This window comes from Methanomassiliicoccales archaeon LGM-RCC1, from assembly GCA_030168575.1.
GTDB lineage: Archaea > Thermoplasmatota > Thermoplasmata > Methanomassiliicoccales > Methanomethylophilaceae > Methanoprimaticola.
The window spans coordinates 744813-760635 of sequence record CP115555.1 but is presented as its reverse complement, the minus strand read 5'-3'; the positions used below and the strand labels follow the sequence as shown (position 1 = coordinate 760635).

13 protein-coding genes and 1 tRNA gene are annotated in these 15823 nt (G+C 54.7%); 9 read left to right on the top strand and 5 right to left on the bottom strand.

The window, feature by feature from the left end:
• Window positions 1-2: 2 nt before the first annotated feature.
• Window positions 3-1901 carry an AAA family ATPase gene (locus PED39_03740; GenBank protein ID WII08327.1) on the bottom strand — a complete coding sequence of 633 codons (1899 nt, stop codon included), beginning with the start codon at window positions 1899-1901 and terminating at the stop codon, window positions 3-5.
• Between the two features lie 158 nt (window positions 1902-2059).
• Here PED39_03740 and PED39_03735 point away from each other — a divergent pair, with 158 nt between their 5' ends.
• The 7 genes from PED39_03735 to aroC all read left to right on the top strand — a co-directional run bounded on the left by PED39_03735 (window position 2060) and on the right by aroC (window position 10809).
• Complete coding sequence (locus PED39_03735; protein WII08326.1) at window positions 2060-3391, top strand: TrpB-like pyridoxal phosphate-dependent enzyme; 1332 nt, start codon at window positions 2060-2062, stop codon at window positions 3389-3391.
• Window positions 3392-3489: 98 nt separating this feature from the next.
• Window positions 3490-4545 (top strand): prephenate dehydrogenase/arogenate dehydrogenase family protein, encoded by a 1056-nt coding sequence (locus PED39_03730; GenBank protein WII08325.1) that lies wholly within the window; start codon window positions 3490-3492, stop codon window positions 4543-4545.
• A 46-nt stretch (window positions 4546-4591) separates the two neighbouring features.
• Complete coding sequence (locus tag PED39_03725) at window positions 4592-5383, top strand: 2-amino-3,7-dideoxy-D-threo-hept-6-ulosonate synthase (protein WII08324.1); 792 nt, start codon at window positions 4592-4594, stop codon at window positions 5381-5383.
• A gap of 8 nt (window positions 5384-5391) precedes the next feature.
• Window positions 5392-6402 (top strand): 3-dehydroquinate synthase II, encoded by a 1011-nt coding sequence (locus PED39_03720; GenBank protein WII08323.1) that lies wholly within the window; start codon window positions 5392-5394, stop codon window positions 6400-6402.
• Window positions 6403-7683, top strand: coding sequence for a shikimate dehydrogenase (gene aroE, locus PED39_03715; protein ID WII08322.1), 1281 nt, complete (start codon window positions 6403-6405; stop codon window positions 7681-7683).
• A complete protein-coding gene (gene aroA, locus PED39_03710) occupies window positions 7680-9734 on the top strand; it encodes a 3-phosphoshikimate 1-carboxyvinyltransferase (GenBank protein ID WII08321.1) in 2055 nt (684 codons plus the stop codon). The genes aroE and aroA overlap by 4 nt, the downstream gene beginning before the upstream one ends.
• Before the next feature lie 4 nt (window positions 9735-9738).
• A complete protein-coding gene (gene aroC / locus PED39_03705) occupies window positions 9739-10809 on the top strand; it encodes a chorismate synthase (protein ID WII08320.1) in 1071 nt (356 codons plus the stop codon).
• Here aroC and PED39_03700 read toward each other — a convergent pair.
• On the bottom strand, window positions 10789-11358 hold the full coding sequence (locus PED39_03700; protein ID WII08319.1) for a chorismate mutase: 570 nt from the start codon (window positions 11356-11358) through the stop codon (window positions 10789-10791). The genes aroC and PED39_03700 overlap by 21 nt on opposite strands.
• 142 nt (window positions 11359-11500) lie before the next feature.
• Between PED39_03700 and PED39_03695 the strand changes: the two genes are divergently transcribed.
• Together PED39_03695 and PED39_03690 are read left to right on the top strand one after the other, a co-directional pair.
• Window positions 11501-12133, top strand: coding sequence for a CYTH domain-containing protein (locus tag PED39_03695; GenBank protein WII08318.1), 633 nt, complete (start codon window positions 11501-11503; stop codon window positions 12131-12133).
• The gene (locus PED39_03690) at window positions 12120-13346 is read left to right on the top strand and encodes a DUF1015 domain-containing protein (GenBank protein WII08317.1); all 1227 of its coding nucleotides are present in this window, start codon (window positions 12120-12122) and stop codon (window positions 13344-13346) included. Before PED39_03695 ends, PED39_03690 begins: the two co-directional genes overlap by 14 nt.
• 33 nt (window positions 13347-13379) lie before the next feature.
• Here the strand turns inward: PED39_03690 and PED39_03685 are convergent, their stop codons facing one another.
• The 3 genes from PED39_03685 to PED39_03675 all read right to left on the bottom strand — a co-directional run bounded on the left by PED39_03685 (window position 13380) and on the right by PED39_03675 (window position 15770).
• A complete protein-coding gene (locus PED39_03685; protein ID WII08316.1) occupies window positions 13380-14213 on the bottom strand; it encodes a hypothetical protein in 834 nt (277 codons plus the stop codon).
• Between the two features lie 30 nt (window positions 14214-14243).
• Window positions 14244-14315 (bottom strand) — tRNA-Thr (locus tag PED39_03680).
• Between the two features lie 63 nt (window positions 14316-14378).
• On the bottom strand, window positions 14379-15770 hold the full coding sequence (locus PED39_03675; protein ID WII08315.1) for an MATE family efflux transporter: 1392 nt from the start codon (window positions 15768-15770) through the stop codon (window positions 14379-14381).
• Between the last annotated feature and the right edge of the window lie 53 nt (window positions 15771-15823).

Genomic DNA, 15823 nt, shown 5'->3' with positions numbered 1-15823 from the left:
ACTTAAAGATCCCGATGGTCTATCAATTCGGCCTTCAGATATTTTCTGTTCCATCCCACGGACATTACAATATCGCCAGGGCCAGCGTAGCGTCTGTCCCTGATCTTACGGAATCCTTCAGCGACCAACAGGTCCAGATTATCGGTGCCCGCCTCAGCGGATGTCGTTATCTCTATGCAGACGCGGGGCATCCTATCCTTCTTAGGTATCAGGATATCGCAGAAACCGTTCCCTGACTCGGCTTCCGCATTCGCCTCAATCCCGGAATCCAGAAGGCGGTTCAGCATCCACTTCTTGCAGTCATCATGGCTCCAGCTGTCCCTTATCGAATTCCTGGCCAGATAGAAGTTGAAATACTCTGTCACACCGGCCGAGTCCTTCCTCGCTATCATCGGCATCGGCCCGGTACGATACTCCGCTCTGATGCCCTCTGCCCTCCTGATCAGATCCCTGTAGGATTCCCTTACCTCCTCGTTCGGCAACGAGATGTCGCAGATGTACGTCCTTATCCATCTTTCAACGACCTCGGCCCTCAGATATCCTGTGGTGACCAGTATCGAATACAGATGGGTGCCTTCGAAATCATCGTCGTTCAGATCCCAGTATGATACGGACGGGTCCACCTCCTTCCTGACCTTGAATCCGTCTGTATCCATCAATGCCGCAATCTCGTTCAGGATCCACCTCGGTGCCCGATTCAGCATATCGTCGAGGAATGCGTTATGGCGTTGTTGATCCCAATATGCCCTGGGAGGATGACCGAACGTCCCCTCCGATAGGTACATGTTCACGCTGCGGGGGTTGTAGATCTCCCTGCCGCCGAACACGTATCCGTCATAGGCCTTCTTGATCGCGGCCTTGACTGACACCCTGTCAGATTCTTCTGGAATCGTCCTGTCCAGGAGATCGTCCAGATCGTCATTGGTGTAACCGAAGCAATCCCCGGTCCTCTCATCGAAGATGTCGTGGATGACAGTATTGTTGAGACCGCTGATCATCCCGGTCTGCGATAATCTCAGAACACCTGTAACTACCCCATATTCGAGATTGTCGTTGTGCTTCAGAGTCGACGTCATGAATCTGGAGAGGAGGCCCAGAACAGAATCCCGGCCGCTGTTATCCCCTCCCATCGTCTGGATGAAGGAATCGTATTCGTCTATCAGGATTATCGCCCTCTTCCCGTAGCAGGAGAAGATGCAGCTGGAAAGATCCATTATCGATGTGGAGATGTCCTGTTCGGATGCCGTTCCGTCGATGAACCTGTCAAACCAGAAACGATATGAATCGAACTCCGGGAACTCGCTCAGCCTTTGCCTCATCCTCCTGAAAAGATCGGATACCATGTTCCCCAGAGAACGGTTGACGGCGTCGGCACTCGACGCATCTATGGTGCCCATGTTCAGACGTATGACCGGGAAGCTTCCTTTGTACCTCCTATATTCCGTGTAATAAGGACTATCTGTTATCTTCATCCCATAGAAGTAGTCCAGAATACCTGCCGTCTCGATGTTGAAGAAGCAGTCGAGCATGTCCAAATTCAGGGTCTTCCCGAATCTAGTGGGGCGAGTGAAGAAGTGGACGGACCGCGGATCTGAATCAAGGATCTCTGCGATGAGGCTCGTCTTGTCGACATAGGCGAACCCGTTTTCAAGCAGCTCTCTGAATCCCATCGCCGAAGTGGAGAACCTTGAACTCCTGTGATGAACGAAATGCTCTGTGATCTCTCCAGAAGGGATGAACATCTCTCCGCAGATGTAACCGATAGTGGCTCCGTTCTTCTGCTTGCCGTCACTGTCGATTTCCTTGATCCTTACCGGATACCTCCCATCCTTGGAAGGCGGGGTGACTACAGTGTTCTTAGGTCTCTTGACCTTCCTGATATTCTCCGGGATTCTGACCATAGTACAATTTGATCGCTTTTGCCGTATATAATTGTACTATTCTTTGTACTAAATGACATTTTAAGCACCAAAATCTTGTACTCTTAATATCTTCAATGAATAGAAATATACATTAATGAACATTAACATTAAATACATGACAAAATTGACTCCTAATCATGGCAATACCGAAAGATGCAAGAATCAATCTGTCGCCAGAGGACATCCCCAAGAGATGGTATAATCTGGCATCCGACCTGACCGACCTCAAGCCCCCTCTAAACCCGGGAACCGGCGAACCTGCCAAACCCTCGGATTTCGAGCCGATCTTCTGTAAGGAGATCATCAAGCAGGAAGGCAGCACGGAGAGGTACATAGACATCCCCGAAGAGGTCCGCGACAACCTGATCTACCTGAACAGGCCCGCACCCCTTCAGAGGGCATACAGGCTGGAGAAGGCGCTGAAGACACCCGCCAAGATCTACTTCAAGAGAGAGGACATGAGCCCCCTTGGAAGCCACAAGGGAAACACAGCGCTGGCACAGGCATACTACAACGCTGAGGCCGGAATCCACACCCTGACCACCGAGACCGGTGCGGGACAGTGGGGAACCGCTCTCGCAATGGTGTCCAACCTCTACGACCTGGACACGACCGTCTTCATGGTCAAGGGCAGCTACATGGCGAAGCCCCTGAGGAAGACGATCATCAACACCTACGGTGCGAAGATCTACGCCTCGCCCAGCGAGTACACCGAGTTCGGAAAGAAGGTCCTCAAGGAGCACCCGGAGACATCCGGATCCCTGGGAATCGCAATCTCCGAGGCTTGCGAGCTTGCGGCAAAGGACCCGGGAACCAACTACTCCCTGGGAAGCGTGCTGAACCACGTCATGCTCCACCAGACAGTCATCGGTCAGGAGACCATTCAGCAGATGGAGATCGGAGAGATCACTCCCGACTACGTCGTAGCATGTACCGGAGGAGGATCCAACTTCGGAGGAATGGTCTTCCCCATGCTCGGAAAGAAGATCAGGGGAGAGGGCTTCAAGGACACCCAGTTCGTGGCCGTCGAGCCCAAGGCAGCACCCAGTCTCACCGAGGGTCAGTTCAAGTACGACTTCGGGGACACGGGAGGATTCACCCCTCTACTGATGATGTACACCCTGGGAAGCGAGTTCATCCCCAACGCGATCCACGCAGGAGGACTCAGGTACCACGGAATGTCGCCTTTGGTCTCCGCAGCCTACGACTCCGGAATGATCTCCGCAAGGTCATACGACCAGACCGCGACCTTCGAGGCCGGTCTGCTGTTCGCCAGGACCGAGGGAATCATCCCCGCGCCGGAATCCTGCCACGCCCTGAAGGGAGCCATCGACCTGGCGCTGGACGCCAAGGCGAAGAACGAGGAGAAGACCATCGTCTTCTGCCTGTCCGGACACGGTCTGCTGGACCTGTACGGATACGAGCAGTACCTGGACGGAACGCTCCCCTCGTCGGACATCCACAGCTGAAACTAATTCTCCCCTTCGGGGGAGTTCTTCTACTATCGACTAATCGATTCAATTAATACGTCCTACGGACATGGGCGCCGCAGAATCAGAGGGATTTGATGAATCTTGACGAACTCAGGGACGAGATCCGCAGCAAGGATGAGGAGATCATCAGACTGGTATCAGAACGCACCAGGCTTGCGGAGAAGGTAGGCGAATACAAGAGGGCCAACAACCTCCCCATCAGGAACATCGAGGTCGAGAAGAAGGTCATCGCCAGATACGTCGACAGCGGCTCCAAGCAGGGTCTCAGCAAGGAGGTCATGGAATCGATCTCGAAAGCTGTCATCAAGGAAGCTGTCGATGCTGAGGCCAGACTTCCCAAGAAGTCCGAGCCCAAGATCGTCGCTGTGGTTGGAGGAGCCGGTAAGATGGGCGCCTGGTTCGCAGAGATGCTCAAGGCATCTGGTCACAAGATAATCATCATAGATCCTGCAACCAACAACGGCCTGACCCTGAAGGACTGCAAGGGCTGCGATATCGTCATCGTCTCCGTGCCCATGCACCTGACCTACACCACTCTGGCGGAACTGGATAACATATGCTCCGATGATTGCCTAATCTTCGACCTCACTTCCCTGAAGACGCCTCTGATCGGAAGGCTGAAGGCCATGGCTAAGACCCGCAAGGTATGTTCGGTTCACCCTATGTTCGGACCGTCCGCGACATCGATGTACGGAAGGAACCTGATCATCTGCGACTGCGGCAACCAGGTAGCTGTCGACATGACCAAGGATCTCTTCGACGACAGGGGAGGCAACATAAGGGTCATGGACGTCTCGGAGCACGACGGATACATGTCATACGTCCTCGGGCTGACGCATGCCGTCAACATCGCGCTGTTCACGGTCCTCGAGAGGAGCGGATACAGCTTCGAGGATCTGCTGACGGTCTCATCGACAACATTCAACAAGGGACTCGATACCAATAGATCCGTGGCATCCGAGGACCCGATGCTGTACTACGAGATACAGCACATGAACGCTCACAGGGACGAAATGTGGACCCTGTTCACCGATACTGTAAATGAGCTCAAGGAGAAGTCTCTGGACGATGATCCGGAAGGGTTCGTGACTCTGATGAACGTAGGCCGGAATTACTTTGAGAGTAGGTGACGTAAATTTTAATACAAACGAGAATACAATGGCGTGAGGCATCGACATGATGTATGGAAAGAGCATTCGTATGGAAAGGATAATGGACAGGAAGACCGGAAACGCGGTCCTCGTGCCTATGGACCACGGAATATCGGTCGGACCAGTGAACGGACTCATCGACATGAGGAAGACGGTGGATGACGTCTCTAACGGCGGCGCAACGGCCGTCATCATGCACAAGGGACTAATCAGATACTCCTACCGTCAGTCGGGAAGGGATGTCGGTCTCATCATGCACCTATCCGCCTCCACCGACCTCGGACCGAACAGGAACAGCAAGGTCCAGATCACATCGATCGAAGAGGCCATCAAATACGGTGCAGACGCGGTTTCCATACACATCAACTTCGGTTCAGAGGATGAACCCAACATGCTGGAGGAGGCAGGAAAGATCTCCGAGCAGTGCAACGAGTGGGGAATGCCCCTCATCGTCATGGCCTATCCCCGCGGACCCGAGATCAAGAACTCATTCGACCCCGATGCCATCGCACACGTCGCCAGGGCCTCAGCGGAGTTGGGTGCAGATATCGTCAAGTGCAGCTACACAGGAGACATCGACTCGTTCAGAGATGTCTGCAAAGGCGCACTCGCACCCGTCGTCATCGCAGGCGGACCCAAGATGGATTCCGACATGGACATCCTGAACATGGTCCACGATTCCATGGAAGCCGGAGGACACGGAGTGTCCATCGGAAGGAACGTCTTCCAGAACAAGAACGTCATGGGAATCACCAAGGCGATTTCCAGTATAGTTCTGGACGGATTCTCCGTCGAGGAAGCCGCCAAATTCCTTTGAGTGATCCGATGAAGAAGCTGATCGTGAGAGCCGACAGGTCCGATGACCCGAGCAAGAGGAAGGACTACGTCACATGCGGTCTGGAATCCGGGATGACCACATTCATCCTGAGGAAAGGGGACGAGGGTCTGGAGCAGCTCGGCAAGATGGATGCCCTCTACACTGAGAACGGTTCCTTCGCCGACGGTTCCTATGAGTACGTCGATATCGACACCCCCGAGACACAGGCGCATGCGATGTCCCTTGCCGGGAAGAAGAAGGCGGTCATCGTCACGACCTCCGACTGGACCATAATCCCGCTGGAGAACATGATCGCCAAGTTCGGCGGCACGGGCACCGAGATATACGCCTGCACATCGGACATCGACGAGGCTAAGCTCTTCCTCACCACTATGGAGAAGGGAGTGGACGGCATCGTCATCGACATCGCAGATCCCCTCAAGCTCCACGGCTTCGAGACTCTCGCCTCCACCGGAAAGGAGAACCTCACAGAGGTCACGGTCACATCCGTCAAGGCGGTGGAGATGGGCGACAGGGTCTGCATAGACACCAGCAGCATGATGGTCCCCGGAGAGGGGATGCTCATCGGCTCCTATTCCAACTGCCTGTTCCTCATCCAGTCCGAGAGCGAGGACAACGGCTACGTCGCCAGCAGACCGTTCAGGGTCAACGCCGGCGCAGTGCATTCATACATGGAGGTCCCCGGAGGAGGGACCAGATACCTTTCCGAGATCGCCAGCGGGGACACCGTTCTCCTTTGCGACAGGGAAGGCAACACCAGGATCGCATCCGTAGGAAGATGCAAGATCGAGAAGAGACCGCTCCTCATGGTCACCGCCACAGACGGGGACAGGGAGTACACGGTCATGCTCCAGAACGCCGAGACCATTAAGATGGTCGGGAAGGACGGCGCCAAGTCCGTCACAAAGGTCGTGCCCGGGGACAAGTTCCTTGCCAAGCTGGACAAGGGCGGCAGGCACTTCGGAATGGCCATCGAAGAGACCATCTCGGAGAAGTGAATGAAGGTCTGCACCACATACGGCTCCGACATCCCCCTGAGAAAGGGTGCGGAGATGCACGAGATACGCCTCGATGTATTCGACAGGATACCGGACGGTGTGGGCAGCGAATCCTTGGTAACGCTCTGCGGCAAGGACATCTCGGCCATACCTGATGATTTCGATGGGCTGGTGGATGTCGCCGACAAAGATGTGGCCACCTCGCACAGGAAGATCAGGTCCATACATGATTTTGAGAAGACCCCAACGGCAGACGAGATCGTGAAGATGCTCTCGGAAGGGGACCAGGAGATCTCCAAGGGTGCGTTCGTTGCATCGTCGTTCAGGGATCTGATGTCGATACTCGACGCCTCGAAGAGACTTGAGAGAGCGCATGTGTTGCTCGGAATGGGTCAGATCGGAGAGGTCACCCGCATACGCCAGAAGATATTGGGCAACGAGTTCACGTTCGGCTACGAAGGGGTGTCCACCGCCCCGGGACAGCTCAGCGCCGAGAGGATGGAGGAACTGGGGGACGACTGCTCGCTTGTAGGCATAGCAGGCCATCCGTTATCGCATACCAGCTCCCCGAAGATGCAGGATGCCGCCATGAGGTCCGCCGGGATCAACGGGAAGTACCTTGTCTTCGATTCGCCAGACCTCGAGCGCATGGAGGCCGTCATCCGCGGATACGACCTCAGAGGAATGAACGTCACGATACCCTACAAGCAGGATGTCATCCAACATCTGGACTGCATCTCTGCCGCGGCCGAGAAGATCGGCGCTGTCAACACGATAATCAACGATAACGGAAAGCTCAGAGGCGACAACACGGATATCGTCGGCATAGAGTACGCTCTGCTTGACGTCCCGCTGAGAGGAAGGAAAGCCTTGATAATGGGTTCCGGAGGGGCTGCCAGAGCGGCCGCATTTGCATTGGATTCCCTGGGATGCGAACTAAGCGTCTCGGGCAGGAACGAGTCCACCGTGAGGGACATCTGCGATTCCTTCGGTGCCGAGATCCACAATGGCTCAGCGGAAGGTTTCGATCTCATCGTCAACTGCACACCGATCGGCCTCGTGGAAGGTAGATATCCCTCGGATATCACCACGTTGTCCCGGGATCAGGCCGTATTCGATATGGTTTACGGAAGGGACACTCCGCTCATATCATCCGCGAGATCCGCTGGGTGCAGGATCGTCGACGGCAAGGAGATGCTTGTGGGCCAAGGGGCCGCATCGTTCAAACTGTGGTTCGGCAAGGAACCGGACTGCGATGTCATGAGGGGTGCGCTGGAATGACCGGTTACGGCACATCTTTCGGTGCGATCTCGGTCATGAACGCCATACCCTGCGGCATAGGCTCGACCATAGGCATATCGCTGAGGACGGAAGCGGTCTTCGAGCCTTCAGATTCGACAACTGTAGAATTGATCGACAGACCGGATACCGACGATACGCTTGTACGCACATGCGTGCAGAGGACCCTGGACTGGATAGGCCAGAAGACAGGATATCGTCTCACCGTGAGGACCGACATACCCCCTTCTATGGGACTGAAGAGCTCCAGCTCCGTATGCAACGCGGTCATATCCGCTGTCCTGGACCATTACAGGGTCCGGAAAGACCGTCTAGAGGTCATCAAGCTGGGGGTGGAGTGCGCCAAGGAGTGCAAGGTCACGATAACCGGCGCCTTCGATGATGCATGCGGATGCCACCTCGGAGGACTGGTCGTCACCGACAACAGGGACAACAGGATCCTTCTGAAGAAACCGGTCCCCCGCTACGATGTGGTCATCATCGTCCCTGACAAAATGATACCCAAGAACAAGGTGCCAGTGGACAGATACAAGGAGTTCTCATCCGAATACGAGAAGATGGTCCCCACGATCGGGGACAGCTATCTCAAGGTCCTCACCAAGAACGGCGAGGCCGTGGGCTCCATAGTCGATGACGGCGGTATCGCAAAGAAGGCCATGGCGCTCGGTGCCTTGGCGGCAGGCGTCACCGGTACGGGGCCTGCTGTCGCCATAATAGCCGAGGAGGGCCAGGGCCACCGTATAGCCGAGAAGTTAGGGCGTGTCAGCATAATGACCACAACCAGATCGGAGATCGCATTCCAATTCGACGATGTCAAGGGAAAGGTGGATGTGCCTCCCTCGAAGAGCTACACCCACAGAGCGATCCTCATGTCCGCACTTTCAAGAGGAAGATGCGTCATATCGAACCCTCTCGATTCGTTCGATACCCGCGCCACGATGGATGCCGTCCGTGCCATGGGCGCGGAGGTCATCGCTGACAGCGGAAAGATAACGATAGATTCAACGAACCTCCATGCACCGGACAGGACCATCGATGTGCTCAACTCAGGCACAACGATGAGGCTGATGACGGGGATAGCGTCCCTGTTCGACGTACCGATCACGATCACCGGCGACGAATCCATCAGGAAGAGGCCTATGAAGTCCCTGCTAGATGCTCTGGAGGGATGCGGGGTGAGATGCATCTCCGATGAGGGGAAGGCCCCCCTCACGATCAAGGGTCCGATATCCGGATCCGAGATAAGGATCGACGGCAGCATCAGCTCCCAGTTCGTATCGTCTATGCTGATGATGGCCCCTCTAGTGGGAAGGCCCGTCGACATAATCGTAGAAGGCAACCAGGTGTCCAAACCGTACGTGGAGATCACGGTCTCCATGATGAAGTCATTCGGTATCGAAGTGCAGAGGACCGGTTCCGGATTCCATGTGGAACCGCAGCAGTACAGACCCTGCGATTACACCGTCCCCTCTGATTTCTCATCGGCGGCATTCCCACTGGTCGCCGGAGGCCTGGGCGGAAGCGTGACGGTCGATGGGCTGGACATGGAGGATCCCCAAGGGGACAAGAGGATAGTTGACATCCTCAGGGACTGCGGATGCGACGTTAAGATTGAGAACGGCACGATCACCTGCTCCCGCAAGGGCAGGCCGAAGGCCCTGGACATAGACCTCTCGGACATCCCTGACCTGTTCCCAATAATAGCTGTACTATTGAGCACTGCAGATGGCACCAGCCGTCTCTACGGCGCGCCCCAGCTGAGATTCAAGGAGAGCGACAGGATCGCCTCCGTGGAGAGGATGCTAAGATCGCTGGGTGCGGACATAACCGGCACGGACGACGGATGCATCATTAACGGGGTGGAGAGGCTCAAGGGCGGCAGGATAGAGCACCTGGGAGACCACAGGCTCTTCATGTCCGCAGCAATCGCATCGTTGATATCCGATGGATTCGTTTCCATGGATAACGACGGATGTTGGAACGTATCCTATCCGGGATTCGTGGATGAGATGCTCCAGATAGTCCAGAGATGATACCGTGTACTCCATAGGGAACAAGCTCAAGGTCAGCCTATTCGGCAAAAGCCACAACGAATGCATAGGTTGCATAATCGAGGGGCTGCCCAGAGGCATGGAGATCGATTTCGATAACATACGCGAGCAGATGGCCCTGAGGAAGCCTTCCATGGGCATCGGTACCGCCAGGAAGGAGGACGATGTAGTCATCTTCGAGGAAGGCGTCGTGGAAGGCAAGGTATCCTCGAACAGCGTCTTGCTGAAGATAATGAACCGCAACACCGACTCCTCATCCTACTCACAGTTCAACACCAAGCCGAGGCCGGGACATGCGGACCTTCCTGCACTGATGAAGTTCAAGGACTTCGACGTGGCCGGAGGGGCGCAGTTCTCCGGAAGGATGACCGCCCCGCTTGTAGCGGCCGGAGCGATTGCCAGGCAGTGCCTGGAATCCTACGGAATCCAGATCGCAGCCTACACCAAGCAGATCCACTGCGTGAAGGATGACGGAAAGCACTCCTTCGACAAGATACAAGGTTCCTGCATGTTCAGGACCCGTGCCATCGATGACGCATTCGATCGCCTCATGGGGGACACCATAGAGGATGCAGCCAAGGAGGGGGACAGCGTCGGAGGAATCGTGGGATGCATGGTCATCGGACTCCCCATAGGATTCGGAGGCATCTGGTTCGACGCTTTGGACGTTTCAATCGCAAAAGCGATGTTCTCGATCCCCGGAGCAAAGGGTGTAGAGTTCGGAGAAGGTTTCGGACTTGCCTACATGAAGGGTTCCCAGAGCAACGATCAGTACTGCATCAAGAACGGATTCGTTTCCGCATCCACCAACAACATGGGCGGGGTGTGCGGAGGCATGAGCGACGGAATGCCGCTTACATTCAACGTGGCCTTCAAACCCACCCCTTCAATATCGAAACTCCAGAACACGGTCAACCTCGATACGATGACCGATGATGTGCTGGAGATCAGGGGCAGGCACGATCCCTGCATAGTCCCCAGGGCCGTGGCCGTCGTGGAGGCCATGACCGCGCTGACAATCCTGGACCAGAAGATGTCATTCGAGCTTGACCAGTGAGAACCTGGTCATGTTCTCCTTGTTGTCCTCGACGTTCTCGTTATCCAAGTAGAGGCCGTAATGCTCCCCGGCATCCCTGCGGCATACTGCTGCCGATCCTTCCGGAAGTTCCCCTTTAGAGAGCATCTCAGCCGCATACGCGGTGTCCTCGCACTCGACGAACTCCGCACCCGGATAGAGCCTCCTCAGGTTGTTCTGCGACTGCATGAGGGCCTGTATGTGGGAGACCAGACTCCTGACCTCGTCGTCCTTGTTCCTCTTGAATACGCAGTGATGGATCGGGGACCACATCAGATCGAGCTCCTTCAGGTTCCTGACCCCGGCCTTGGCGATCCTGGATTCCTCGACGATGCCTGCGAACTTGTTCTCCACCGCCAGCACGCCGTAGTCGACCCTTCCTGCCACCAGTTCGGCCATGACATTCTTGGCAGACATCAGAGGGACCAGCTCCGCATCCTTGAGATCGAACTTCTTCGAGAATATCAGGGCCATCTCCTCCGTATTGGAGAAAGGTATGCCCATGTAGCCGATCCTGATGATGCGAGACATCTTGTTCCGGCCATTCGCATGCATGCGGACGGTATAAACCATTCTACCCAACAATGGAATTATGATGTGGTCCGTAAATCGAAGACGCGGTCCATAGAGAGAATCATATCCTACCGATGCATTCCTGTCCTTGAGGATGCACATGGGCACGGCAGTCGAGAACGAGTTCAAGTTCACAACCGATCAGAAGCTCAACGCAGCGGATACCATCGAAAGCCTTGAGACGTTCCTCAAGGACCGCGGTATCCCGTACAACAAGAAGAGCAGGCAGTCCACCGACACATATTATGACTCTAAGGATCTGGCACTCTTCCGCGGAGGGTGCATCCTGAGGCAGAAGAACTCCTCCAACGGAAGGATCAAGCTCACGGCCAAGAAGCCCATCTCCAACGCAGAGGAGATGATGTCAAGGGAGGAGACGGAGATCCTCTCCGACGGAACCTTCGAATCCTTGGAGGCCTTCGGGAAGGAATGCTTCCCCGATCTCACAATAGGAAAGGAGCCTGTCCTCACGATAGAGACCGAGCGCACTGCCATCTACTACATCGACGGTGCCGACATCATGCTCTCGTTCGATACCTGCAGATACATCTCCGGGGAGAACAGCAAGAGGTTCCTGGAGATCGAGATCGAATCCATGGGGAACACCACCGAAAGGGGTTTCGACCTCATAGGGATGAGAGACTTCACCAAGCAGCTTTCGTTCTTCCCAGTGACCAAGAGCAAATATCAGAGGGGCATCGAGTGGATCCAATCCCTCAATGCACAAATATGAGCACAACATCAAGTATACTGGTGCAACGATGGTTACATTCCTTCCATTCGCCGGATACAGACCGAACCTCAGCAACGGGGAGCACGAGGTGGACCGCATCTCTCCTCCCTACGACGTCATCAGCGACGATTATCTCAAAGAGCTCCAGTCTCACCCCCACAACGTGACGAACCTGACGCTCAAGCAGGATCCTGACAAGAGGTACCATTCCGCAAGGAAGGAACTGGACTCCTGGATCGAGTCCGGTGAGCTGAAGAAGGACGATGATTCCTTCTACATCTACGAGCAGACCTTCGACGACAAAGGGACCAAGAGGGTCCGCACTGGAATCGTCGGCATCCTGAAGACGGAGAAGTACGAGGACGGAAACATCATCCCCCACGAAGAGACCTTCTCCAAGGTCAAGGCGGACCGCCTCAACCTTCTGAGGGACATGGAAGCGCACCTTGAATCCATATTCGGCATCTTCGAGGGATTCACACCCGATCTCAACAAGAAGATCAACGACAACGCCAGGCTGATCTACATGTACAAGGACGATGCCGGCGTCGAGCACAAGTACTACAGGCTCTCCGACCCCGATATCTGCAAGGAGATAACCGAGCAGCTGAAGGGACAGAAGATGCTCATCGCGGACGGTCACCACAGGTACGAGACCGCGCTGAACTACTCGCTGGAGAACCCTGGAAACGAGAAGAAGTCATTCGTCCTGGCGACCCTGGTGGCCTCGGACAACGAGGGACTGGTCATCTGGCCCACCCACAGGATGGTGAACACCGAGAACATCTCCGAGAAGAATGCGGTCAAGGGCATCTCATCCGCGCTGAAGACAATAGAGGTCTCCAGAGAGGAGATGGAAGCCCAGCTCAAGGACCACATGATGGGATTGATGTTCAAGTCCGGAAAGTGCATGCTCGCTGACTTCGACGGCGATGAGCCCCTTTGGAAGCTCGATACCTACGTCGTTCAGGAGAAGATCCTCAAAGGAGTCTACAAATCCGATGAGGGCAAGGCGACGATATCCTATGACGCGGAGTATGATTCGGTCAAGAAGCAGATGGACGAGAAGAAGCACGACCTCGCCATCATATTGAACGATCCCAAGCTCCAGACGATTTGGGACCTCTCCATGATAGGAAAGAGGATGCCCAAGAAGACCACATTCTTCTTCCCGAAGATCTGGTCAGGATTCGTCTTCTATCTTATGAGATGAGGGGGTTCACCCCTCTCTCAGAAAACTGGTTTCTCATCCTTTTGCTACCTTCAAGAGAAGCTCTTCATAGGCCTGCTGCGTCAGCTCGTCCGTGGACTGGTTGAAGGCAAAGTACCTCTCACCATAGAGGAAGAATACGCAAGGCTTCACCTTGGTGTAGGACATCAGAGTGTAACTCCCGAATGCATCATTCTTGAACGTTCCGCTGCATATGTACGGAGTGCCGTAACCCATGATACGCTTTCCTTTGTCGAAATTCGGATCGAGCTCCAACTGCTCGATCTCATCGTACTTGAACGTCCTGTCCACCATCGGGGCACTGATGTGCACCCCTTCATCAGTGAACTCCACTGTCACCGCATCAGATGTGAAATCGGCTCCGGCCAATCCGACGGTCGGGATCATTGCCAGCAGAGTGACTGCGATGAAAATCGCCACCTTGGTCCCCTTGGACTTCTCGACGAACAGCTTGGACTCCGCAGTTTCCCTTCTGACACCAGGGATCAACATGATGATGGTCGAAAGGAATATCAGGAATAACCCTAGCCACATGTATCCGAACAAGATGTTGATGGCGATGATCATAACGATGGACCCCGCCAACATATATGCTCCCCAATAGGAGACCGCATTGACGCGCTCCTGCTCGGTCATCGATGACCAGTCCATACCGTTAACCCACTTGTAATTCTTCCCTTCTAGGAACATGTACAAAGACAGTATGAGGATCGGATAAAGTGCAAAGATCGAGATCAATGCCAATATACACTCCTCTATCGCATAATCCGTGAACACCAGGACCAAAATGGTCGATATGATCATCACGGTCAGGGCCGAACTGACATAGGACTTTGATGTGGAATCCATGACAGGCGTATCGTGATAGGAAGATAAAAGAGCCGTTGGAGGGAATCGGACCCTCGACCTACGCCTTACCAAGGCGTCGCTATACCCCTTAGCCACAACGGCATGTGTATTCGTGGTTAAGCAAGGACCATATAAATAGCTGATGGATGACTGCCAGCCACCGTCTCATTGGTCGATGTGCTCATGGGCCTCGTACCACTCCGCTTCCCTCTTCAGCTTCCTGAACTCAGCGACGGCGAACCAGGAAAGACAGGCCGCACCGAAGATATGGACGGCCACCATGATGTAGATGATGGCCTCGAATGGATCGATCCCGAACAGCCCGTATGCGGCGATCGCATAGAGGCACAGCTTGAAGAAACCCCAGAACATGTAGTAGTACATAGGGATCTTCGCCTTCTTCATGACCTGGAGCATGGACGATGCCACGCCCATCATCATGGCGAAGGGTATGAGGAGCACCGATGCCTGCAGGGTCCAGACGAACATCGGGAGGATCTCGTGCATGGACTCCTCGTAGGTCATTATGGACATGAACGGCTCGGCGAAGACGAACAGTATGATGCCAAGTACCGTGCCGAACAGGAAGACCAGCTTGGTGGAGTAGATGAATCCTGTCTTCATCCTCTCCAGATCCTTCACTCCGTAAGCTGCGGAGCATACCGGCAGCATGGCCATGTCCACCGCCCTTCCAGGCAGGTTGACCAGACCTATGTACCTCCAGGTATAGTTGTAGAGCATGACGGCGACCGTTCCTCCGGCGATGATGAGGAATATCCTCTGCAGGAAGTCCGTTAAGCTCGTTATCATCATCTGGACGGTCTTAGGACCGCCTATTCCAAGGACCTCCCTCATGGCATCCTTGTCCGGGCGGAAATTGGAACGGTTGACCTGGATGATGGTACGCCCCCTCAGATACCAGAATACTCCGACGAGGATCGCTATCAGCGAGGATACGACGGTTGAGAGGCCGGCGCCGAACACACCCATTCCCATCATGTAGATAAGGATCGGGTCGATGACCATGTTCAATACGGCGGATATGGTCTGAATGATGGTGGACTTTGATGCAGCGCCTTCCGCTCTCAGCATACCTCCGAAGATCGACAGCAGAGTGATGGTCGGTGAGAGGAGGATGTACGGTATCATGTATTGGATCGCTTCCTCGCGGACCTCATCAGCGCCCATGAAGTCGATGATAGGATTGAGGAATATCGCCACCAGGATGGATGACAGAATGGCGAAGATGATTCCGAGGATTACCGAATTGGACGCCAGCTTTCCCGCTATCTCGTATTCTCCACGGGCTAGGTGCGCCGCACCTGTTGCGGTGATCCCTGCTGCGACACCGATCCCGGCACAGGTCATCAGACCGTAGATTGGGATGATGGTGGAGACCGCTGATGCGGGTGCTATTCCGAGTCCGGACACCCAATACGTATCCACGAACTGATTGACCTCTACGATGGCCAATGCGATCAGGAATGGAAGAATCATGTTACGGATTGCGGCCTTAGGCTCACCCAACATCCTCTGGAGGTCTGTTTCAGCCGTCATTCCGATCTTATTCCTCTACCTTGGCTCAGTATTTAAATTAATACCATTTGATT